Source organism: Neobacillus niacini (genome assembly GCF_031456445.1).
Lineage (GTDB): Bacteria > Bacillota > Bacilli > Bacillales > Cytobacillaceae > Neobacillus > Neobacillus niacini_I.
The window spans coordinates 1-22431 of sequence record NZ_JAVDUQ010000039.1 but is presented as its reverse complement, the minus strand read 5'-3'; the positions used below and the strand labels follow the sequence as shown (position 1 = coordinate 22431).

At 39.4% G+C, this 22431-nt stretch carries 22 protein-coding genes; all 22 read left to right on the top strand.

Going from position 1 to position 22431, the window contains the following annotated elements; genetic code table 11:
* Positions 1-200: 200 nt before the first annotated feature.
* The 22 genes from J2Y67_RS23470 (at position 201) to lysS (ending at position 21966) form a co-directional block, all read left to right on the top strand.
* A complete protein-coding gene (locus J2Y67_RS23470; protein ID WP_310177897.1) occupies positions 201-1832 on the top strand; it encodes a putative polysaccharide biosynthesis protein in 1632 nt (543 codons plus the stop codon).
* Positions 1819-3282 (top strand): bifunctional methyltransferase/pyrophosphohydrolase YabN, encoded by a 1464-nt coding sequence (gene yabN / locus J2Y67_RS23465; RefSeq protein ID WP_310177835.1) that lies wholly within the window; start codon positions 1819-1821, stop codon positions 3280-3282. The genes J2Y67_RS23470 and yabN overlap by 14 nt, the downstream gene beginning before the upstream one ends.
* A 16-nt stretch (positions 3283-3298) precedes the next feature.
* Complete coding sequence (locus J2Y67_RS23460; RefSeq protein WP_310177833.1) at positions 3299-3571, top strand: RNA-binding S4 domain-containing protein; 273 nt, start codon at positions 3299-3301, stop codon at positions 3569-3571.
* A 76-nt stretch (positions 3572-3647) separates the two neighbouring features.
* Positions 3648-3950, top strand: a complete 303-nt coding sequence (gene yabP / locus J2Y67_RS23455) for a sporulation protein YabP (RefSeq protein WP_026574024.1) — start codon at positions 3648-3650, stop codon at positions 3948-3950.
* A complete protein-coding gene (yabQ, locus tag J2Y67_RS23450) occupies positions 3947-4579 on the top strand; it encodes a spore cortex biosynthesis protein YabQ (protein WP_310177829.1) in 633 nt (210 codons plus the stop codon). Before yabP ends, yabQ begins: the two co-directional genes overlap by 4 nt.
* Positions 4580-4591: 12 nt before the next feature.
* Positions 4592-4987, top strand: a complete 396-nt coding sequence (locus tag J2Y67_RS23445; RefSeq protein ID WP_310177828.1) for an FtsB family cell division protein — start codon at positions 4592-4594, stop codon at positions 4985-4987.
* An 83-nt stretch (positions 4988-5070) separates the two neighbouring features.
* Positions 5071-5508, top strand: a complete 438-nt coding sequence (locus J2Y67_RS23440) for a S1 domain-containing RNA-binding protein (protein WP_310177827.1) — start codon at positions 5071-5073, stop codon at positions 5506-5508.
* A 289-nt stretch (positions 5509-5797) separates the two neighbouring features.
* Entirely contained in the window at positions 5798-8272 is a 2475-nt protein-coding gene (gene spoIIE / locus J2Y67_RS23435) for a stage II sporulation protein E (RefSeq protein ID WP_310177826.1), read from the top strand.
* Positions 8273-8368: 96 nt separating this feature from the next.
* Complete coding sequence (locus tag J2Y67_RS23430) at positions 8369-9106, top strand: VWA domain-containing protein (protein WP_310177824.1); 738 nt, start codon at positions 8369-8371, stop codon at positions 9104-9106.
* Positions 9075-10079, top strand: coding sequence for a serine/threonine protein kinase (locus J2Y67_RS23425; protein WP_310177895.1), 1005 nt, complete (start codon positions 9075-9077; stop codon positions 10077-10079). The genes J2Y67_RS23430 and J2Y67_RS23425 overlap by 32 nt, the downstream gene beginning before the upstream one ends.
* Positions 10080-10216: 137 nt before the next feature.
* A complete protein-coding gene (gene tilS, locus J2Y67_RS23420; RefSeq protein ID WP_310177822.1) occupies positions 10217-11602 on the top strand; it encodes a tRNA lysidine(34) synthetase TilS in 1386 nt (461 codons plus the stop codon).
* 25 nt (positions 11603-11627) lie between these two features.
* Complete coding sequence (hpt, locus tag J2Y67_RS23415) at positions 11628-12173, top strand: hypoxanthine phosphoribosyltransferase (RefSeq protein ID WP_310177820.1); 546 nt, start codon at positions 11628-11630, stop codon at positions 12171-12173.
* Between the two features lie 118 nt (positions 12174-12291).
* The gene (gene ftsH, locus J2Y67_RS23410) at positions 12292-14241 is read left to right on the top strand and encodes an ATP-dependent zinc metalloprotease FtsH (RefSeq protein ID WP_310177819.1); all 1950 of its coding nucleotides are present in this window, start codon (positions 12292-12294) and stop codon (positions 14239-14241) included.
* 190 nt (positions 14242-14431) lie between these two features.
* Positions 14432-15217 (top strand): type III pantothenate kinase, encoded by a 786-nt coding sequence (locus tag J2Y67_RS23405; protein WP_310177892.1) that lies wholly within the window; start codon positions 14432-14434, stop codon positions 15215-15217.
* Between the two features lie 14 nt (positions 15218-15231).
* Entirely contained in the window at positions 15232-16110 is an 879-nt protein-coding gene (gene hslO, locus J2Y67_RS23400; protein WP_310177818.1) for an Hsp33 family molecular chaperone HslO, read from the top strand.
* A gap of 244 nt (positions 16111-16354) precedes the next feature.
* Positions 16355-17278: a cysteine synthase A gene (gene cysK / locus J2Y67_RS23395; RefSeq protein ID WP_310177817.1), complete on the top strand. Its 924-nt coding sequence runs from the start codon at positions 16355-16357 to the stop codon at positions 17276-17278.
* 108 nt (positions 17279-17386) lie between these two features.
* On the top strand, positions 17387-18232 hold the full coding sequence (gene folP / locus J2Y67_RS23390; protein ID WP_310177816.1) for a dihydropteroate synthase: 846 nt from the start codon (positions 17387-17389) through the stop codon (positions 18230-18232).
* Complete coding sequence (gene folB / locus J2Y67_RS23385; protein WP_310177815.1) at positions 18225-18584, top strand: dihydroneopterin aldolase; 360 nt, start codon at positions 18225-18227, stop codon at positions 18582-18584. Before folP ends, folB begins: the two co-directional genes overlap by 8 nt.
* A 2-nt stretch (positions 18585-18586) precedes the next feature.
* A complete protein-coding gene (gene folK / locus J2Y67_RS23380) occupies positions 18587-19114 on the top strand; it encodes a 2-amino-4-hydroxy-6-hydroxymethyldihydropteridine diphosphokinase (protein WP_310177813.1) in 528 nt (175 codons plus the stop codon).
* Positions 19066-19278 (top strand): helix-turn-helix domain-containing protein, encoded by a 213-nt coding sequence (locus tag J2Y67_RS23375; RefSeq protein ID WP_310177812.1) that lies wholly within the window; start codon positions 19066-19068, stop codon positions 19276-19278. Before folK ends, J2Y67_RS23375 begins: the two co-directional genes overlap by 49 nt.
* Before the next feature lie 19 nt (positions 19279-19297).
* Complete coding sequence (dusB, locus tag J2Y67_RS23370; RefSeq protein ID WP_310177811.1) at positions 19298-20290, top strand: tRNA dihydrouridine synthase DusB; 993 nt, start codon at positions 19298-19300, stop codon at positions 20288-20290.
* A gap of 191 nt (positions 20291-20481) precedes the next feature.
* Positions 20482-21966 carry a lysine--tRNA ligase gene (lysS, locus tag J2Y67_RS23365; RefSeq protein ID WP_310177810.1) on the top strand — a complete coding sequence of 495 codons (1485 nt, stop codon included), beginning with the start codon at positions 20482-20484 and terminating at the stop codon, positions 21964-21966.
* Positions 21967-22431: the final 465 nt, after the last annotated feature.

Below are 22431 nucleotides of genomic sequence, written 5' to 3'. Positions count from 1 at the left end.
GCTGGAGCTGGACAGTTATCTAGTTTCAGAGAGATATACTTTATATTAATAAAAGAGACAGCGTATGCTGTCTTTTTTCATGTACGGAAATAAGGCTTTTCCTATGCTATAATACATGGGAGTTTGTTTGTCTAGCTCCAGCGCCTAGCCCGACATGGCGCTTACGCTTTTCTGTTTGGAGGAGAAATGTTTTGAAGCCCGTGAATCAATCAAAGGCTCTTTTTCGAGGGGCTTTCATTTTAACGATTGCTGCCCTGATTACCAAAATTTTGAGTGCCTTTTACCGCATCCCGTTTCAAAATATTGTCGGTGATGTTGGTTTTTACATATACCAGCAAGTATATCCGTTTTATGGCATTGCCATGGTTCTTGCAACCACCGGATTTCCAGTCGTTATTTCAAAATTATATACCGAGCAAAAAGAAGCTGGTGATAATGGAAAACCACAGCTTTTGCTCCTAGGATCATTCCTTTATTTACAGATTTTTGGTTTTCTTTGTTTTTTAGTCCTATATGCAGGGGCACAGCCAATTGCCCTGTTAATGAATGACCCAAAGTTATCGATTCTATTAAAGGTCGTTTCCATTGTTTTTTTGACTTTTCCCATTGTGGCGGTATTAAGAGGCTATTTTCAGGGGAATGGAGACATGGTTCCAACTGCCTTATCCCAAGTTGGGGAACAAATTACACGAGTCGTTACGATAATTTTTCTTGCCTATCTTTTTACACGTAAAGGCTATTCCCTATATCTCGTCGGCGGAGGTGCGATGTTTGGATCGATTACGGGCAGTATTGTTTCCGCTCTTATTTTGTTTACATTTCTAAAGTTTCGCAAAGAATGGAAACGAGTAGGCACGAAACAGGGAATGGATCGAGGTTTAAAAAGAGAAACAAATTGGATTTTCAAGGAGTTGCTGTTTCAAGGACTGACTATTTGTATCAGCGGGATGCTGATGATCTTTATTCAAATGGGTGATTCCTTAAATCTTTATTCTCTTCTTGTTTCTAATGGGACGGAAGAAAATTTGGCGAAAAGCTTAAAAGGGGTCTTTGACCGCGGTCAGCCACTGATCCAATTGGGGACAGTCGCGGCGACCTCCATGTCCTTATCGCTTGTTCCACTGATAACCAGCGGGAGATTAAAGGAGGAGCCGGATTTTTTACATCATAAAATTCAACTGGCAATGAGAATCAGTCTTGTAATTGGCATAGGAGCTTCTGCAGGACTTTGGGCCATTATTAAACCGACGAATACCATGCTTTTTGAAAATGGATCCGGCTCATCGGTATTAGGGGTCCTTAGTTTTGTTATTTTATTTACCTCGGTCATTTCAACCATGATTGCGATTATGCAGGGAATGGGAATTTTACTCTTTCCTGCGTTAACAGTCGTTCTTTCGTTTCCGATAAAATATGGACTAAATTTGATTTTTTGTCCGCTGTTTGGCATCATGGGGGCAGCGATTTCGACGATTATTACTCTATTCATAATTCATTTCATGTTATATTTAAAGCTTAAAAACTTGATGAATGCTCCCGTTTTTACGATCCGCTTTATTCGAACCATTCTAACGGCGGCTATCGTGATGGCTGGTTTTTTAAAAGGGTATTTATATTTAACTAATTTCTTATATCTTTCCCACATGGCGGTAAGGGTTGGATCTGCATTTCAAGCATTAAGCGGAGTTTTATTGGGAGGAATTTTATTTTTATTGATTGTGGTCCGCGGGAAAGTCTTTTTAGTGGAAGAATTGGCTTTATTCCCGCTTGGAAGTAAATTAATTCGGTTATTGCCTAAAAAAGGTGAGGGGTTAGAGTATGAAAAAAATTGAAATACTTGGTTTGGGTGCCGGGGATTTGGAGCAGCTCCCGTTAGGTGTATATAAAAAATTAATCCAATCTGAACATGTCTATTTACGGACAAAAGAGCATCCGGTTGTCACTGAATTGGTAAAAGAGGGTTTTACTTACACATCATTTGATTCGATTTATGAAAAACATGATCAATTTGAGGAGGTATATCAGGAGATTACCGCAACCCTGCTAAACCTAGCAAAAACAAATACAGTCATTTATGCTGTTCCCGGACATCCGCTTGTTGCCGAGCGTGCTGTCCAGCTGCTATTAGAGCAAGGTCCCAAAGAAGGGGCCGAAATCATTATTGGCGGGGGGCAGAGTTTTATTGACGCCTTATTTCAATCCTTAAAAATTGATCCAATAGATGGATTTCAGTTGCTAGATGGAACGGCACTCAGCAGCAATCAGCTGCAAGTGGAACAGCATATGATCATAAGTCAGGTTTATGATCAATTCGTTGCCTCAAATGTAAAATTAACCTTAATGGAACGTTTGCCTGATGAATACGAGGTCTTTATCGTTACAGCTGCAGGAAGCCGTCAGGAAAAGATTGAGAAACTGCCATTATATGAACTTGACCGCAACGTTGGCATCAATAATCTTACATCTGTCTATGTTCCACCTGTACAAGACGAAGAAATCTTATTTAAAACATTTGCGAAATTTCGGGGAATTATTGCGGAATTACGCGGACCGAATGGCTGTCCATGGGATAAGGAACAAACCCATGAATCACTTAAGAAATATTTAATTGAGGAATCCTATGAAGTGATTGAAGCAATTGATGAGGGTGATTTGGATCATTTAATTGAAGAACTGGGGGATGTCCTGCTGCAGGTTCTGCTGCATGCCCAAATTGGCGAGGATGAAGGTTATTTTTCCATCGACGATGTGATTGAAGGGATTTCAGCCAAAATGGTCCGAAGACATCCCCATGTCTTTGGAAGTGTGAAGGCAGAAAATTCACAGGAAGTTCTCCAAAATTGGCAGGAAATAAAAAAACAGGAAAAGGGCGAACAGCCGGAATCGCTCCTTTCAGGAGTTTCCAAATCGGTTCCCAACTTGATAAGAGCCTATGAGCTGCAAAAGAAAGCGGCAAAGGTTGGGTTTGATTGGCAGGAAATTACCCCTGCATTGGAGAAAGTGAAAGAGGAGCTACAAGAATTTGAGAATGAGTTAAATGGCGGGGAAGAGCAGCTTGAACTTGCCAAAAAAGAGTTTGGGGATTTATTATTTGCCTTTGTCAATGTAGCCAGGTTTTTAGATATCCATCCCGAAGAGGCATTATTTGAGACAAATGAAAAATTCATCCGCCGCTTCCAATACATTGAAGAAAAAGTAAAGGAAAGCGGAAAAACATTTGAGGAATACAATCTCGATGAGCTTGACCGGTTTTGGGATGAAGCGAAAGCAAAAGGACTATAGGAATGGGGAGTTATAGATGCGCCTTGATAAATTTTTGAAAGTTTCGAGATTGATTAAAAGAAGGACATTAGCAAAAGAAGTATCCGATCAAGGAAGAATTGAGATTAACGGGAAAGAAGCTAAAGCCAGCTCAACGGTTAAGGTCGGGGATGAGCTAACCATCCGCTTAGGTCAAAGAAAAGTAACCGCCAGAATTGACCGTATTCAGGAAACATCCCGTAAGGAAGAAGCGGCTGAGATGTATACCATCTTAAAAGAAGAAAAGATGGGCTCATCAGAATTAGAATAGGTGCTTGTTCTAATTCTTTTATCCCTCACATAACATGTACAAAAAGGTTTGTACAACTGACTGTGAGGGATGAAGAATGAGCCAATATTATGATGTGAATACAACAAAGAGCAGCGTTCCAGAACATGATGTGATTATGAGGGGAAGAAAGCTTTTAGACATTACAGGTGTGAAACAGGTAGAAAGCTTTGATAATGAAGAATTTTTATTAGAAACAGTCATGGGTTTTTTGGCCATTAAAGGCCAAAATCTGCAAATGAAAAATCTCGATGTTGAAAAAGGCATTGTTTCAATTAAGGGCAAAATCTTTGATTTAGTCTATTTGGACGAACAGCATGGGGAGAAAGCTAAAGGATTCTTTAGCAAGTTATTCCGATGACACTTTCTACTCAATTTCTGACGATGCTCTCCATGATTGGAATGGGCGCATTATTTGGAGTGATGTTTGATACCTATCAGCGGTTTTTAAATCGCCCTAGAAGGAATCGCTTTATTGTTTTCGTAAACGACGTTTTATTTTGGATGATTCAAGCATTGCTGATCTTTTACATTTTATTTCAAGTGAATAAGGGAGAAATCCGCTTTTATATCTTTATCGCCCTGCTCTGCGGCTTTGCTGGATATCAAGGTCTTTTTAAAGGAACTTACCTTCGCCTGTTGGAATTACTGATTACAGCCGTTATTTCCATTTACCGCTTTTTAAAACAAACTTTTCTAATGGTAGTCTATAAGCCTGTTGTGGGTCTTATAAAACTAGCTGTTTTTATGGTTATTTTTCTTGGCAGGGGCCTTTATACCCTTGTCAAATTTATTTTAAAGATAGTATGGTTAATTTTAAAAATCATTGTCTTTCCTGTTCAAAAAATATTTATATTAATTTGGAGACTTTTGCCGAAAAGTCTTAAAAAATCCGTCGAGAAGTTATATAATAGAACGGCAGGAAAATTCAAGAAAATAAAGAATTATATTGTTAAGTGGATAGATAAGTGGAAAAAGCGTAAACAGTAAGGAGGTTATGAAATGGGCGCGGTACGCAAAAGAAATGTAGCAAAGATTCAATCAACCTATGTAGAGCAGCAAGAATTTGCTGAAATTGCAACAGCAAGAAAAAGAAAGTTAGTCGTGCGCCGTCTTTCGTTGTTTTTAGTTTTTGCGATTTTCGTTTCTTATTTCATGATTTCCAGTATTCTAACGCAGGCTTCCATGATTGATGCAAAAAAGACACAAAAAAAACAGCTCGATCACCAGCTTACTGGGTTAAAAAAGCAACAAGGTATCCTTGAAGAGAATATTGTTAAATTAAATGATGATGATTACATTGCTAAACTAGCGAGAAAAGAATACTTTTTCTCAAAGAAAAATGAAATTATCTTTAATATTCCAGAAAACAAAAAGGAAAAATCAACCGGTAACTAGTCTTATTGACACTGTTTTTTTACTTTCTGTATAATATAAGGTAAGATTGATTTTTTATTTTTTTAAGGAGGAACATTTTTTTTATGTCAATTGAAGTAGGCAGCAAGTTACAGGGAAAGGTAACAGGGATTACAAATTTCGGAGCGTTTGTGGAGCTGCCGGATGGTTCAACAGGGCTCGTACACATTAGTGAGGTTGCAGACAACTATGTAAAAGATATCAATGATCATCTTAAGGTTGGCGACCAAGTTGAAGTTAAAGTCATTAATGTTGAGAAGGATGGAAAAATTGGCCTATCCATTAAAAAAGCAAAAGATCGGCCAGAAGCACCTCAAAGATCCCATTCAAATTCGCATTCACAACGTCCTCGTCAGGGCAGAACGAACGATCGCAATAACTCTAGACCAGAAAACTTTGAAACAAAAATGGCTAAATTTTTAAAAGATAGCGAAGATCGTTTATCTTCCCTAAAACGAAACACAGAGTCAAAACGTGGAGGAAGAGGAGCTAGACGAGGATAACTTGCTGCTTGTTTATTGAAGGATAAAGAGCAGGTTCATTTAAAATATAGATCAAAAAAGACAAGTCATTATGACTTGTCTTTTTGTTTAAAAATAAACACCGATAAAAATCGGCGTTTATTTATTTACACAAAATTCCGACAATTAATATAATATTTCAGATTATTTGGATAAATTTAGTGGATACCGTCGAACGAAATTTACATATTCGTTCAATTTTTTGACAAACTTTTAACCCTATCAACTTTATAATAGTTGGCAACGATGAATTAATAGGGGAGTGTGAGCTATGGAAAAGTCAAACGCTAGTTTAATAGAGCCGATCGGAGAAGTCAACCTACATTCATCCAAATGGGAGTGGGAGAAGGGAGTGAAAAAACTCCAACATTATTTGGAGTCTTTTTTTATTAAAAAGGGATACCTTTTGTTAATAGTGGGATTTTTGCTTGGACGTGCTTTAATCTTGTCTAAACTTACTCCATTCTGTCTCCCTTTCTTTGCAGCTGTTTATTTAATAAAAAGGGACCGCGCACCACTTGCATTAGTTGGATTAATAGCAGGCGCTGCGACCCTATCGATTGAAAATGCCGGATTTACCTTTGCGGCGGTACTTTTATTTTTAATCGTTTTCCGGATTGGCGAGAAGTGGGTGAAGAATGGAATAAAATCTCTGCCGTTTTTTGTCGGAATCATCTTGGGTGTCGGAAAATTAATTGAATCCTTCTTATTGTCGGGGCAATTGACTTTTTACGATGGAATGATGGCCGGAGTGCAGGCCAGCCTATCTTTTATTTTAACGTTGATCTTTTTGCAAAGCATCCCGTTATTAACCGTGAGCAAACGCCGGCAGCTATTAAAGACGGAAGAAATTGTCGGCTTAATCATTATGCTGGCTTCCATTATGACCGGAACCATTGGCTGGCAAGTATATGATCTTTCTGTTGAACATATTATGTCGAGATATCTTGTATTAGTTTTTTCTTTTATTGCCGGTGCAACAGTGGGTTCAACCGTTGGGGTAGTAACCGGGTTGATTTTTAGCCTGGCAAGCATTACTAGCTTTACGCATATGAGTTTACTAGCATTTTCCGGTGTTTTAGGCGGTTTATTAAAAGAGGGGAAAAAAATAGGTGTTTCGATAGGATTATTTATTGCTACTCTCTTAATCGGTATGTACGGCGAAGGAGGCGGCTCTTTATCGCAAACTTTAATGGAGTCAGCCGCCGCCATTCTTTTATTCCTCTTAACGCCACAGGTTTTCACCTCAAGACTAGCAAAGTATATACCGGGAACTTCGGAATACACGGCTGAACAACAAAAGTATATGAGAAAGATGCGGGATGTTACGGCACAGCGTGTCTCCCAATTTTCAAATGTCTTTTCCGCCCTATCCAATAGCTTTTCACAAATGGATATAGAGTCAAGTGAAGAAGAAAATATGAGAGAAATGGATTACTTTATGAGTAATGTAACGGAAAAAACATGCCAAACCTGCTTTAAAAAAGAACATTGCTGGGCAAAGAATTTTAATACAACCTATTCCTATATGGAAGAAATTATTCATGAAATGGATCAAAACGAAGGGGCTATTCCATCAAAACTTACGAGAGAATGGGACAAGTATTGTACCAGGTCTAAAAGAGTCTATGATGTCATTCAAACAGAGCTTACCTTTTTTCAAGCCAATCAAAAATTAAAAAAACAAGTAAGGGAAAGCAGAAGATTAGTGGCTGATCAGCTTCAAGGTGTTTCCGAAGTAATGGAGAATTTTTCAAAGGAAATTCAGCGTGAGCGGGAAAATCATTATAAGCAGGAAGAGCAAATTATGGAGGCCCTTCAGGATTTCGGTATCCAAATTGAGCAAGTTGAAATCTACAGCCTTGAACAAGGAAATGTTGACATTGAGATGACCATTCCTTTTTACAACAGCCACGGGGAATGTGAAAAATTAATTGCCCCGATGCTATCGGATATTCTTGGAGAAACCATTGTTGTCCAAAAAGAAGATTCCTTAGAGTACTTGAATGGGTTTTGTCATGCGAATTTCCGCTCTTCGAAAAAGTTTATTGTACAAACGGGGGTTGCCCATGCGGCAAAGGATGGCGGCTTTATCTCAGGCGACAGTTATTCAGAAATTGAACTTGGCTTAGGCAAGTATGCGATTGCCATTAGCGACGGAATGGGAAATGGTGAAAGAGCCCATTATGAAAGTAACGAGACGATTCAGCTTTTGCAAAAAATCTTGCAAACAGGAATCGAGGAACAAGTAGCAATTAAATCGATCAATTCAATCCTATCCTTAAGGACAACAGATGAAATTTTTTCAACGCTAGACCTTGCGATGATTGATCTGCAAAATGCATCGGCAAAATTCTTAAAGATTGGCTCGACACCAAGTTTTATTAAGCGAGGGAATAAAATTATCAAAATACAAGCCAGCAATTTGCCGATTGGAATGCTTGAGGAATTCGAAGTCGATGTCGTCAGCGAACAGCTAAAGGCAGGCGATTTGTTAATCATGATGAGTGATGGGGTTTTTGAAGGCCCAAGGCATGTCGAGAATTATGAGCTTTGGATGAAGAGAAAAATTCAGGAGTTACAAACTGACGATCCACAAGAGGTAGCGGATTTAATCATGGAAGAGGTAATTCGCACAAGCTCCGGATTTATTGATGATGATATGACTGTGACAGTAGCCAAAATAAAACATAATACTCCTAAATGGGCCAGTATCCCTGTACAAAAATTGAAAAAAAGAGCCTAAAAGCTTTAATTTGCACAGCTAAGTCTCTAATTATGTATATTTCATCTCCTTCCCGTCGAAAATGGTAACAATTCATGATGTGGAGGGAGATTGGGTATGTATTCAGGAAAAATCCGCCAAATTTTATTAATAACAGATGGGTGCTCCAATCATGGTGAAGATCCTATTGCCATGGCAGCACTTGCGCAAGAACAAGGTATTACGGTGAATGTAATTGGTGTTATGGACCATGATGTGATTGATGAAAAGGGTATGACGGAAATTGAAGGTATCGCAATGTCTGGTGGAGGAGTCAGCCAAATTGTGTATGCGGAACGGCTGGCTCATACGGTGCAAATGGTAACGAGGAAAGCGATGACCCAAACTCTCCAGGGAGTCATAAACAAAGAGCTAAAACAAATTTTAGGAAGCTCACAAACCATTGAAGATCTTCCTCCTGAAAAACGTGGCGAGGTAATGGAAGTAGTCGATGAATTAGGTGAAACTGTCGAATTAGAGGTGTTGATTCTTGTCGATACAAGTGCAAGTATGAAGCACAAGCTTCCGACTGTTAAAGAAGCAATACTAGACCTCTCCATCAGCTTAAATGCAAGAACGGGAGATAATTATTATTCCGTGTACGTATTTCCTGGGAAAAAGAATAATGTCGAAATGCTGCTGGATTGGACACCAAAACTACAATCTTTGACAAGTATCTTTTCGCAGCTATCAACCGGAGGCATTACGCCAACAGGACCGGCACTAAGGACGGCTTTATCTGCCTTTAATCAAAAACAATCATTAAGGAGTCTCGTTTCTCGTGATGATGAATCATACTTTGAAGAGTCAATGTAAGGTTAGCCCTGGCACAGTCATTTCAGGCAAATGGCATTCAAATCAATATACCATTTTGAAGGAACTGGGATATGGAGCAAACGGAGTGGTTTATCTCGCGAATCATAAAGGCACTCAAGTAGCTTTGAAAATGAGTGATAATGGATTGTCGATTACCTCTGAGGTAAATGTTTTAAAATCCTTTGCAAAGGTCCAAGGGTCTGCCCTCGGACCTTCTTTGCTTGATGTTGATGATTGGAGAACGAATCGCGGGCAGGTGTCCTTTTATGTAATGGAGTATATAAAGGGGCCTGATTTACTATCGTTTATTGAGCAGAAAGGAAAATCATGGATTGTTGTTTTAATGTTACAGCTCCTAAATGATCTTGAAAAACTGCATCAAAATGGATGGGTGTTCGGGGATTTAAAGCCTGAAAACTTAATTGTTACCGGACCTCCGCCAAAAATTAGATGTATTGATGTGGGGGGGACTACCATTGCTGGAAGAGCCATTAAAGAGTTTACAGAGTTTTATGATCGTGGATACTGGGGGCTTGGTTCAAGAGTAGCCGAGCCTTCTTACGACCTCTTTGCACTAGCCATGATTATGATCAATACGGCTTACCCAAAGCGATTCACAAAAACAACAGGAGGGCTCTCACAATTAACAGAAGCAATCCGGCAGAAGCCAGAGCTTCAATCCTTGGAAAAAGTAATGGTAAATGCACTAAAAGGACAATATACAAATGCGAGACAAATGAGACAAGACCTGCTCGCGTTATTAACGGATGAGCCGCCCACTAAGCACCGCATGAAGCCCAAAGCAGCTGCCAATAATAGTTCTTCAAGCCCGACACCAGATTTAAATAAGAACAAGCCCAAAACAAGGCAGCAATATCGAAAGAAGAAGAAAAAAACAGGCTGGATTGAAACCGGAGTCATAGCAGCCGTGTTTATTATTTTCTATGTAGTGATTATTTTAAAATTTTTTTGAAACCATTGTGAGTTTCCTACGTAATAAATAGGTAAGAAAATACCTTTGCATTAAGAAGACATTGTTTTTGATAGTTCAAATACAAAAGTGGTAAGCTATTGGTATTCAATTTTAAAATAACTGAGGAAGTATGAAATATGCTGGAATCGAAGGTAATGGATTTTCTGAGCCGCCACTTCTTTTCATTAAAAAGTAAAAAAATCATTGTTGGTGTTTCAGGGGGACCTGATTCCCTTGCATTACTGCATTTCCTTTGGGGACAAAAGGATAAAAGAGGCCTTGCGATTGTTGCGGCCCATGTCGACCATATGTTTCGCGGTCAGGAGTCCCTTGAAGATGCCTTGTTTGTCAAGGAATATTGTAAGCAGCATGATATCCCATTTGAAATGTCCCGGATCAATATTCCAATGATAATGGAGAGAACCGGAAAAAGTTCACAGGTCGCGGCTAGAGAGGAACGATATCGTTTTTTTGAAACCATCATGGAGAAATATAACTATCCCTATTTAGCTCTTGCACACCATGGCAATGATCAAATCGAAACGATGCTCATGCGAATGACAAGGGGTAGTACTGGAAAAGCGCGGGCAGGCATCCCCTTTACCCGGCCTTTTCATAAAGGAATGATTTTTCGCCCCTTTTTAACCTTAACAAAGGAGGAGATTGAACAGTACTGCAGGATAAATCAACTCACGCCACGAATAGACCCAAGCAACAATAAAGGTATTTATAGTAGGAATCGATTTCGAAAAGAAGTTTTGCCGTTTTTAAAAAGGGAAAATCCAAATGTTCATGATCATTTTCAACGCTTTAGTGAAGATTTGCAAAGCGACGAAGCGTTTCTTCAGGAATTAACTGTCCAAAACATGAATAAAGTAATCACAATAAAGGAAAAGACCAAAATCGGCATAGACATAAAACCGTTTCTTGATATGCCTTTACCTTTACAAAGGAGAGGTATTCAACTAATATTAAACTATCTTTACAAAGAAAAACCTGCATCCCTTTCTGCTGTACATATTGAACAGATTTTTTCAATGATTCACCATTCAGGGCCATCAGGGAAACTGGATTTTCCAAATGGACTAATGGTTATTCGGTCCTATCAAACCATGAATTTCCAATTCCAGAATTCAAGTGTAGAGAAATATTATTTTGAAGTGCATTCGGATTCAACGATTGAATTACCAGATGGGGGGAGTATCAGGGTTAATCTTGTTTATAAAGAACCTACAGTATATGATGCTAACTCAGCAATCTTTAATGCAGCAAAGATAAAGTGGCCGATTGTAATTCGGACAAGGAAAAATGGAGACCGAATGTCTTTAAAAGGAATGTCAGGAACGAGGAAATTAAAGGATATATTCATTGACTATAAAGTTCCCCTTCAAGAGCGGGATACTTGGCCGGTTATTACAGATGGAGACCATTCTATTATCTGGCTTCCTGGTTTAAAAAAATCAGCAATGGAAGGCACCGATTCCTCTGCAAAGCACTATATACAACTCACATATACAACGTAATGATTTTCTAGGGGGCAAATGAACAATGAAACATGATATTGAAAAGGTGTTAATTTCAGAAGAAGAAATTCAGGAAAAAATCAGGAAATTAGGGGCTGAGCTTACTGAAGAATATCAAGAACGTTTCCCGCTTGCCATCGGTGTTTTAAAAGGTGCAATGCCATTTATGGCTGACTTGTTAAAACATATGGACTGCTATCTTGAAATGGATTTCATGGATGTATCCAGTTATGGTAACTCAACTGTCTCTTCAGGTGAAGTGAAAATTATAAAAGACTTGGATACATCGGTTGAAGGAAGAGATATTTTAATCATTGAAGATATTATCGACAGTGGCATGACTTTAAGCTACTTGGTAGATCTTTTCCGTTACAGAAAAGCAAAATCAATTAAGATTGTCACATTGCTTGATAAACCTACCGGAAGGAAAAGTGATATTCAGGCAGATTATGTTGGTTTTATCGTACCTGATGCTTTTGTGGTTGGATACGGTTTAGACTATGCCGAGAAATATCGAAACCTTCCATATATTGGGGTTTTAAAGCCGGAAGTATATAGCAACACCCTTTAAGCAAAACCTAAATAAAGGCATTCTTCAAAGTTCAGAATGAAGTGCAATTTCTTGAATTGGAATGATTTTCTATGATACTATTTAATATAGTTTGTTTACCCGTGGGAGGAGGTAAGGGATGAATCGGATTTTCCGTAATACCATCTTTTATTTATTAATATTTTTAGTCATCATTGGTGTTGTCAGTTTCTTTAATGGAAGCAACGAGCCTACTGATCATATATCATATGATAAGTTCGTTACCTATTTAGAGAAGGGTGAGGTAAAGTCGTTTTCAATGCAGCCTGAACGAGGTGTTTTTGAAGTTCGGGGACAGTTGGAAAATCAGAAAGATAAAAACTTCTTAACCTATATACCAAACAGTGAAAAAATCCTTGATCGAATCGATCGCGCAAAAACAAATGTGGATGTGTTGCCAGCCAAAGAAACAAGCGGATGGGTTACCTTCTTCACCTCCATTATTCCATTTGTGATTATTTTTATCTTATTTTTCTTCTTATTGAACCAGGCACAAGGCGGCGGCAGCCGAGTCATGAATTTCGGTAAGAGCAAAGCCAAGCTCTATAACGATGATAAGAAAAAGGTTCGTTTTAGAGATGTAGCTGGTGCAGATGAAGAAAAACAAGAATTAGTCGAAGTCGTTGAGTTTTTAAAAGACCCTCGAAGATTTGCTGAGCTTGGTGCCCGTATTCCAAAAGGGGTATTGCTTGTCGGTCCTCCAGGGACAGGTAAAACGCTTCTTGCCAGGGCAACAGCTGGTGAAGCCGGCGTACCATTCTTTTCGATAAGTGGTTCTGACTTTGTTGAAATGTTTGTCGGGGTCGGTGCATCCCGTGTTCGTGATTTATTTGAAAATGCGAAGAAAAATGCTCCTTGTATCATTTTTATTGATGAGATTGATGCGGTAGGTCGCCAGCGTGGTGCCGGTTTGGGCGGAGGTCATGACGAGCGTGAGCAAACCCTAAACCAATTGCTTGTTGAAATGGACGGCTTTGGAGCAAATGAAGGAATCATTATTATTGCTGCAACAAACCGTGCAGACATTTTAGACCCTGCGTTATTACGTCCCGGCCGTTTTGACCGTCAGATTACTGTCGATCGTCCGGATGTTATTGGACGTGAGGCAGTACTAAAAGTCCATGCGCGCAATAAACCATTAGATGATGCTGTAAACTTAAAAAATATTGCAATGCGTACACCTGGTTTTTCTGGCGCAGACTTAGAAAATTTACTGAATGAGGCAGCGCTTGTGGCTGCTCGTTCTAATAAAAAGAAAATCGATATGGAAGATATCGATGAGGCAACGGACCGGGTAATTGCTGGTCCAGCTAAAAAGAGCCGTGTTATTTCTGAAAAGGAACGTAATATTGTGGCTTTCCATGAAGGCGGTCATACGGTGATTGGTTTGGTTCTGGATGAAGCAGACATGGTCCACAAGGTTACAATTGTTCCGCGTGGGCAAGCAGGCGGCTATGCTGTAATGCTTCCGCGAGAAGACCGCTACTTTATGACGAAACCAGAGCTGCTTGATAAAATTACTGGTTTGTTGGGTGGACGTGTTGCCGAAGAGATTGTATTTGGTGAAGTGAGTACAGGTGCACACAATGACTTCCAACGTGCTACTGGAATCGCTCGCAAAATGGTTACAGAGTATGGAATGAGTGACAAGCTCGGTCCATTGCAATTCGGTCAAGCACAAGGACAGGTGTTCTTAGGTCGTGACCTGCATAATGAGCAAAATTATTCTGATGCCATTGCTTACGAAATTGACCTTGAAATTCAACGGATTATTAAAGAGTGTTATGAGAAGGCGAGAAAGATTTTAACTGAAAATCGTGATAAATTAGATCTTATTGCTAAGACACTTCTTGAAGTAGAAACACTTGTTGCTGAACAAATCAAATATTTGGTTGAAAACGGAAAGATGCCTGATAGTTCCGTTGCTCTTGAAAGTGTTCACATTGGTCCAAAAAAAGTGGAGGATGTAAAAGTAAACATCAACACAAAAAAGGACGAACAAGTTGACCTAACGAAAACAGACGATCATTCTGATACAGAAGAAAAGTAAATGAAAAAAGAGTGCTTCCATTGAAGCACTCTTTTTTTGCCGGAAAAAGTATAACTTCAAGTGGAACCACGCCACATGAATCATCCTAAAGGGCTTTCCAATCGACGAGTTTTCTTTACATGATATAACACAATTATGTTATTATGTTTTCAGTGTGAGAAATGATAAATCTGTAAAGTGAGTGATAGATTTGATTTTTGTCTTTGATGTGGGGAATACAAATATCGTTTTGGGTGTTTATAAAGAGGATGAACTAAAATATCACTGGCGGATTGAAACGAATCGCAATCGTACAGAAGATGAATTTGGGATGATCATCAAATCCTTGTTTGACCACTCAAACTTAAGTTTTTCTGAAATTGACGGAATCATTATTTCATCTGTTGTTCCACCAATCATGTTTGCATTAGAGCGGATGTGTCAAAAGTATTTTCATCTCAAACCGCTTGTGGTGGGACCAGGAATCAAAACAGGACTTAATATTAAATATGAAAACCCAAGGGAAGTCGGGGCTGACAGGATTGTCAATGCAGTTGCAGCGATTCATGAATATGGAAGTCCGCTCATTATTGTTGATTTTGGAACAGCAACAACCTATTGCTATGTAAATGAAGAACGTCAATATATGGGGGGAGCAATTGCTCCAGGGGTAAGTATCTCAACAGAGGCTCTTTACTCAAGAGCTGCGAAACTTCCAAGAATTGAAATTGCCCGTCCGGAAGGGGTTATTGGGAAAAATACAGTTGCAGCCATGCAGGCTGGTATTGTTTATGGGTATGTTGGACAAGTTGAGGGAATTGTAAGAAGGATGATCGAGCAAAGTGAAAAAAAGCCAACAGTCATTGCTACCGGTGGGTTATCTAATTTAATTGCTCAAGAATCAACGATTATTGACGTTGTCGATCCATTTTTAACTTTAAAGGGACTGCAGTTAATTTATAAACGAAATATAGATGCGTTTCACCATAATAACTAGAAGGGAGTCTGAAAATGAACGATTATCTTGTAAAAGCACTTGCTTATGACGGGCATGTACGTGCGTATGCAGTTCGTACAACGGACACGGTGAGTGAAGCACAGCGCCGCCACGATACATGGAGGACTGCCTCTGCAGCATTAGGGAGATCGCTAACAGCTGGAGTAATGATAGGAGCCATGCTGAAGGGTGAAGAAAAATTAACCATTAAAATTGAAGGGGACGGCCCGCTTGGTCCAATCCTTGTTGACAGTAATGCAAAGGGAGAAGTCCGCGGTTATGTTACAAATCCCCATGTTGATTTTGAAGCGAACGCCCATGGAAAGCTTGATGTCCGCCGTGCGGTCGGGACTACCGGTTCATTAACCGTTATAAAGGATATTGGCCTCCGTGACTTTTTCTCGGGACAGGTTCCACTTGTTTCAGGAGAATTAGGGGAGGATTTCACCTACTATTTTGCTACATCCGAACAAATTCCATCTTCAGTTGGTGTAGGTGTTTTAGTGAATCCGGATGACTCGATTCTAGCTGCAGGAGGTTTTATACTTCAATTAATGCCGGGAATTGAGGATGCAGCCATAACAAAAATGGAAAAACGGTTAAAAACAATCCCCCCAGTTTCTAAGTTAATTGAAAAAGGACTTACCCCTGAGGAAATCTTAGGGGAACTTTTTGGAGACGAGCCCGTAAACATCTTGGAAAAGATGCCGGTAAAATTCCAATGTACGTGTTCAAAAGAGCGCTTTTCCAATGCCATTCTCGGATTAGGCGCTGCCGAAATCATGGCCATGATCGAAGAGGATGGACAGGCTGAAGCTCATTGTCACTTCTGTAATGAAAAGTATCTTTTTACAAAGGAAGAATTAGAGGAACTAAAGAAGCAGGCAAAATAAGCTGGGGGCAAATGAAGGTACCAGCATCGGCCAAAACTTTTTGGGATGATGCAAAAGTAAATTGGTTTTATGGAAAAGAAAAAATGAATGATTAAACGCAGAGATAATTTTTCTGCGTTTTTTGCAATCATAAAAATTTTAACAATTTACTAAATAAAATGAATTGACAAAATGGGTCTGAAACTGGTAAATTGTATATAAATCCAATAAAAATACTCGGAATAGAGACTTGGGGGTAACAATAATGGTTCGTGTTGCAAATTCAGTTGCCGAATTAGTCGGTCAAACACCAATTGTAAAATTAAACAGATTAGTAGATGAGAACAGTGCTGAAGTTTATTTGAAATTAGAATATTTTAACCCTGGGAGCAGTGTTAAGGATCGTATTGGTTTAGCGATGATTGAGGCTGCAGAAGAAAAAGGTCTTATTGCACCTGGTAAAGATACCATTATAGAACCAACAAGCGGTAACACTGGTATTGGTCTTGCCATGATTGCTGCTGCAAAGGGCTATAAAGCAATTTTTGTTATGCCTGAGACAATGAGCTTAGAAAGAAGAAATCTTCTCCGTGCCTATGGTGCGGAACTTGTATTGACACCAGGACCGGAAGGAATGAAAGGTGCAATCGCGAGAGCTGAAGCTCTTGTTGCAGAACATGGGTACTTTATGCCACAGCAGTTTAAAAATGAAGCAAACCCTGAGGTTCATAAAAGAACTACAGGTAAAGAAATTGTTGAACAGATGGAACAATTAGATGGATTTGTTTCCGGAATCGGTACGGGTGGAACGATTACTGGAGCTGGCAGTGCTCTTCGTGAAAATTACCCGAACATAAAAATTTATGCCGTAGAACCAAAAGATTCAGCCATTTTATCTGGTGGAAAACCAGGCCCGCACAAGCTTCAAGGTCTTGGTGCCGGCTTTATACCGGATACATTAAATACAGACATTTATGATGAAGTTATTCAAATTACAACAGAAGAGGCTTTTGAGTACGCCCGCCGTGCAGCAAGAGAAGAAGGAATTCTTGGCGGAATTTCATCAGGTGCGGCTATCGCTGCGGCTGTAAAGGCTGCAAAAGAGCTTGGAAAAGGGAAAAAAGTATTAGCGATTATTCCGGATAACGGTGAGCGTTACTTAAGTACACCACTTTACCAGCTTGATTAATCGTTTAACCCAATAAGGTGATGGCTATGTTAGCCACACCTTATTTTTTTGAAAAAAATCGTGTATAGTTAAAAAAGAGAAAATTAGACTTGCCTTGGAGGATGAAGAATGAACAGAGCAGGCATACAACAAATCCATTGTGGAGAGTACACTTTGGACCTGGACAAAAAAACGGTTGTAATGGGCATTTTGAATGCTACCCCCGATTCATTTTCAGACGGCGGCAGTTTTAATGAGGTTGACCGTGCGGTTGAACATGCAAAAGAAATGGTTGCTCTTGGGGCTGACGTTATTGATATTGGCGGTGAATCTACTCGTCCGGGGTTTGCTCAAGTTTCGGAAGAGGAAGAGCTAAAGCGGGTAATCCCGATTATTGAAGCCGTTTCCCGGCATGTTGATGTCCCCCTATCCATTGATACGTATAAAGCGGAGGTTGCGAAACAAGCGATTGAAGCCGGCGCCCGTATTATTAACGATATCTGGGGAGCAAAAGCAGATGAAAAGATGGCTCAGGTTGCCGCAGAATATGATGTACCGATCATATTAATGCATAACCGCCAGGATCGGGACTATAAATTTTTCATCAGGGATGTAATAAATGACCTTTATGAGAGCATTAGGATTGTGAAAAATGCAGGGGTAAAGGATGAAAGAATTATATTGGACCCCGGAATCGGCTTTGCAAAAGATTACCGGGAAAATATCCAAATGATGCAAGGTCTTGATACTTTAACGGCTCTCGGTTATCCTGTCCTATTAGGTACCTCTCGAAAGTCGATGGTAGGACAAGCATTAGACCTACCGGTTAAGGAAAGAATGGAAGGCACAGGTGCAACCGTTTGTTACGGAATTCAAAAGGGCTGCCAGATTATCCGGATTCACGATGTGAAGGAAATGAGCAGAATGGCGAAAATGATGGATGTTCTCATGGGAAAGGGGAATGACCTTGGATAAAATTTATCTGAATCAAATGGAGTTTTATGGTTATCATGGTGTTTTTCCCGAAGAAAATCGGCTCGGACAGCGTTTTATAGTCGATTTAATAATTACCTTGGATTTAAAAAAGGCTGGCGAAACAGATGAACTGGAGTACTCGGTTCATTATGGTGAGCTTTTTCAATTATGTCAGGCAATCGTGGAGGGGAAGCCCTATAAGCTTTTGGAAACAGTTGCGGAAAACATTGCGGCAACCGTATTAAAGGAGTTCATGCTTGTCCACGATGTAACGGTTAAAATGATTAAACCAGACCCACCGATTCCCGGCCATTACAAATCTGTTGCAGTAGAAATTACAAGGAGAAGATAATGGTGGAAAATACAGCATTAATTTCACTTGGCTCAAACATGGGAAACCGATATGATTATTTAAGTAATGCAATTAAGCAGCTCATAAATAATCCAAAAATAAAATTGGTAAATTGCTCCTCTGTTTATGAAACAGATCCGGTTGGGTACGAGGATCAGGATTTATTTTTGAATATGGTAATGGAGATAAAAACTAACTACAGTGCCCACGAACTATTAGAAATCTGTTTGAAAACAGAGCAGCAACTTGGAAGAAAAAGGGAAATAAAATGGGGGCCGAGAACAATAGACCTTGACATTCTCATGTATAATCAAGAAAATATTGAAACAGAGAACCTCATTGTCCCTCATCCTCGAATGCATGAGCGGGCATTTGTCATCGTACCGTTATTGGAGATTCATCCAGACATGATCATTCCAGGGATGGAAAAACCACTTCAAACATCATTAGATGAATTACCTGATAAAGAAGGAGTCCGGATATGGAAGCGGAAAAATGGGGAAGACGTATTCGAGCCTATCGGAAGTTAAAAGGATTTACACAAGAGAGCTTTTCGAAGGAACTTGGTGTTTCAGTATCAATTTTGGGAGAGATTGAGAGAGGCAATCGGCTTCCGCCCAGCGATTTGCTGACCAGAATTGCTCAATCCTTAAAGATAACCATTGATGAATTAGCGCCGCCAAAAGAATCATAGGAAATGGAGATATTTTTGCATGCTGAAAATTGGCGATATTGAAATGAAGAACCAAGTCGTTTTAGCACCAATGGCCGGTGTTTGTAACTCTGCTTTCCGTCTGACGGTAAAAGAGTTTGGAGCAGGATTAGTATGTGCTGAAATGGTAAGTGATAAAGGGATTAATTTTAGAAATGAAAAAACGATGAATATGCTTTATATTGACGAGCGGGAGAAACCGTTAAGCCTGCAAATTTTTGGAGGTGGAAAGGAATCGCTCGTTGAAGCAGCTCAATTTGTCGATAAAAATACTAACGCAGATATCATTGATATTAATATGGGATGTCCCGTTCCGAAAATTACAAAGTGTGATGCAGGGGCTAAATGGCTTTTAGATCCTGATAAAATATATGAAATGGTTGCGGCTGTTGTTGATGCTGTTGAGAAGCCGGTAACGGTCAAAATGCGGATGGGCTGGGATGAAGAGCATATTTATGCGGTTCGAAATGCCCAAGCAGTTGAACGTGCTGGCGGAAAGGCTGTTTCGCTTCATGGCCGCACGCGTGTTCAAATGTATGAAGGAAAAGCAAACTGGGACATTATTCGTGAGGTAAAACAATCGATCAATATTCCTCTTATTGGAAATGGTGATGTGCAAACGCCTCAGGATGCAAAAAGAATGCTTGAAGAAACTGGCTGTGATGGAGTAATGATCGGTCGGGCTGCACTAGGCAACCCGTGGATGATTTATCGTACTGTGCAGTTTCTTGAAACAGGTAAACTTTTGGGCGAACCCTCTGTTCGGGAAAAAATTGATGTTTGTATTCTTCACTTAGAACGCTTAATTGCACTTAAAAATGAGAATATTGCCGTCCGTGAAATGCGTAAACATGCTGCTTGGTATTTAAAAGGAATCCGCGGCAATGGTAAGGCGCGAAATGCCGTCAATGAATGTAATACCCGTGAAGAATTGGTCACTCTTTTAAATGGTTTAGTAGCAGAAGCGGAAGAAAAAGAAGTGACAGTAGGATAAAAGTTTGAGTTTCCAATTTGGCTTATCTATAATGTCTTTGTAGCTGCCAGTGAATTGCTGGCAGTTTTTATCTATGTTTTAAACATTTTTAATGTCTGAATTCCTAAGTTTGTGTAAAATAATAAAGTATGTACAAAAATGCGGATTTAGTATGCTATTTACATAAAAAGAGATAATTGGAGTTGATATGCATGAGTCAAGAAGAATTAAATGACCAACTGATGGTCAGACGCGAGAAAATGAATTCCATGCGCGAAAAAGGGTTAGACCCATTTGGAAAACGTTTTGACCGTACGCATAATGCAATGGAATTAATTGAACAGTACGGAGAGCTTGAAAAAGAAGAGCTTGAAGCTAAAAATGTATCCGTTACGCTTGCGGGCAGAATTATGACAAAGCGCGGTAAAGGAAAAGCCGGATTTGCGCATATTCAAGATTTAACTGGCCAAATTCAAGTATACGTTAGACAAGATGCAGTTGGAGAGGAAAAGTACGAGATTTTTAATTCGGCTGATTTAGGCGACATTATTGGTGTATCCGGAACCTTATTTAAAACTAAGGTTGGCGAGTTGTCTGTTAAAGTACAAGATTTTGAGTTTTTAACGAAAGCATTACGACCGCTGCCTGATAAATTCCACGGCTTAAAGGATGTAGAGCAGCGCTACCGTCAGCGTTATTTAGATTTAATCATGAGCGAAGAAAGTAAAAAAACCTTCATCACGCGCAGCCGCATTATTCAGGAGATGCGCCGATATTTAGATAACCATGGCTATTTAGAAGTCGAAACGCCAATGATGCATGCCATTGCCGGGGGAGCCTCTGCTCGTCCGTTTATCACTCATCATAATACGCTTGATATGCCATTATATATGCGTATTGCCATTGAGTTGCATTTAAAGAGACTGATTGTCGGCGGCTTGGAAAAAGTCTATGAAATTGGCCGCGTTTTCCGTAATGAAGGGGTTTCAACCCGTCATAATCCGGAGTTTACGATGATTGAGCTTTATGAAGCATATGCAGATTATCGGGATATCATGAGCCTTACAGAAAACCTAATTGCTCATATTGCTCAAGAGGTTTTAGGTACAACCACTGTCCAATATGGTGAATATGAAGTAGACCTTAAACCGGAATGGAAAAGGCTCCATATGGTAGATGCGATTAAGGATTATACTGGTGTAGATTTCTGGAAAGAGATGAGTGTCGATGAAGCCCGCGCACTTGCAAAAGAGCATGGTGTGGAAATTACCGAACATATGTTGTATGGTCATATCGTTAATGAATTCTTTGAACAAAAAGTAGAGGAGAAGCTAATTCAGCCGACCTTTATTTATGGACATCCAGTCGAAATATCACCACTGGCAAAGAAAAACGATGAAGACCCAAGATTTACAGATCGCTTTGAGTTATTTATTGTGGCACGTGAACATGCTAATGCCTTCACGGAATTAAATGATCCAATTGATCAGCGTGAACGCTTTGAAGCTCAATTGAAGGAAAAAGAACAAGGAAATGATGAAGCACATGAAATGGACGATGACTTCGTTGAAGCGCTTGAATATGGTATGCCTCCAACAGGCGGCTTAGGAATTGGAATTGACCGTGTAGTCATGCTTTTAACCAATTCACCTTCTATTCGTGACGTATTATTATTCCCATTAATGCGCCAACGCTAATATTTTTTAAAACTAGTGCCGGGTTTTATTCTGGCACTTTTTTATTTTGTATTTTTGTTGGGGACAAAACTAGAAGCTATTAAAGAAAACTGTCTCCAATAATTTAAAACAAGTACGTATTGGAAGATAATATATAAATTAAAAAGTTGAAGAGTATGAATATTTTTATTTTAAAATTGTTGAATAAAAATATAAAAAGACTATTGCACACTAAGTCCAATGGTGGTATATTTATATTCGTTGTTGCGAAACAACAACAAGTAAGAAAAAAGAAATAAAAAAAGTTGTTGACTTTAAGTTGATAACTTGGTAAGATGATTAAGTCGCCTTTGAGCGATAAACAAGATTGCTCTTTGAAAACTAAACAAACAGAACGTCAACAAACAATAATATTCATTTCTTTCGAAATGAAGCCAACGTAACATTCGAGCTACATCAACTTTCTTGGAGAGTTTGATCCTGGCT

Bases quoted from the DNA above. Each gene is read 5' to 3' on its own strand.
- J2Y67_RS23440 (WP_310177827.1), top strand. From the start codon at position 5,071: ATGTCAATTGAAGTAGGCAGCAAGTTACAGGGAAAGGTAACAGGGATT.
- yabQ (WP_310177829.1), top strand. From the start codon at position 3,947: ATGACACTTTCTACTCAATTTCTGACGATGCTCTCCATGATTGGAATG.
- dusB (WP_310177811.1), top strand. From the start codon at position 19,298: ATGCTGAAAATTGGCGATATTGAAATGAAGAACCAAGTCGTTTTAGCA.
- lysS (WP_310177810.1), top strand. From the start codon at position 20,482: ATGAGTCAAGAAGAATTAAATGACCAACTGATGGTCAGACGCGAGAAA.
- folP (WP_310177816.1), top strand. From the start codon at position 17,387: ATGAACAGAGCAGGCATACAACAAATCCATTGTGGAGAGTACACTTTG.
- cysK (WP_310177817.1), top strand. From the start codon at position 16,355: ATGGTTCGTGTTGCAAATTCAGTTGCCGAATTAGTCGGTCAAACACCA.
- tilS (WP_310177822.1), top strand. From the start codon at position 10,217: ATGCTGGAATCGAAGGTAATGGATTTTCTGAGCCGCCACTTCTTTTCA.
- ftsH (WP_310177819.1), top strand. From the start codon at position 12,292: ATGAATCGGATTTTCCGTAATACCATCTTTTATTTATTAATATTTTTA.
- hslO (WP_310177818.1), top strand. From the start codon at position 15,232: ATGAACGATTATCTTGTAAAAGCACTTGCTTATGACGGGCATGTACGT.
- J2Y67_RS23375 (WP_310177812.1), top strand. From the start codon at position 19,066: ATGGAAGCGGAAAAATGGGGAAGACGTATTCGAGCCTATCGGAAGTTA.
- spoIIE (WP_310177826.1), top strand. From the start codon at position 5,798: ATGGAAAAGTCAAACGCTAGTTTAATAGAGCCGATCGGAGAAGTCAAC.
- J2Y67_RS23445 (WP_310177828.1), top strand. From the start codon at position 4,592: ATGGGCGCGGTACGCAAAAGAAATGTAGCAAAGATTCAATCAACCTAT.
- J2Y67_RS23425 (WP_310177895.1), top strand. From the start codon at position 9,075: ATGATGAATCATACTTTGAAGAGTCAATGTAAGGTTAGCCCTGGCACA.
- yabN (WP_310177835.1), top strand. From the start codon at position 1,819: ATGAAAAAAATTGAAATACTTGGTTTGGGTGCCGGGGATTTGGAGCAG.
- hpt (WP_310177820.1), top strand. From the start codon at position 11,628: ATGAAACATGATATTGAAAAGGTGTTAATTTCAGAAGAAGAAATTCAG.
- J2Y67_RS23430 (WP_310177824.1), top strand. From the start codon at position 8,369: ATGTATTCAGGAAAAATCCGCCAAATTTTATTAATAACAGATGGGTGC.
- J2Y67_RS23460 (WP_310177833.1), top strand. From the start codon at position 3,299: ATGCGCCTTGATAAATTTTTGAAAGTTTCGAGATTGATTAAAAGAAGG.
- yabP (WP_026574024.1), top strand. From the start codon at position 3,648: ATGAGCCAATATTATGATGTGAATACAACAAAGAGCAGCGTTCCAGAA.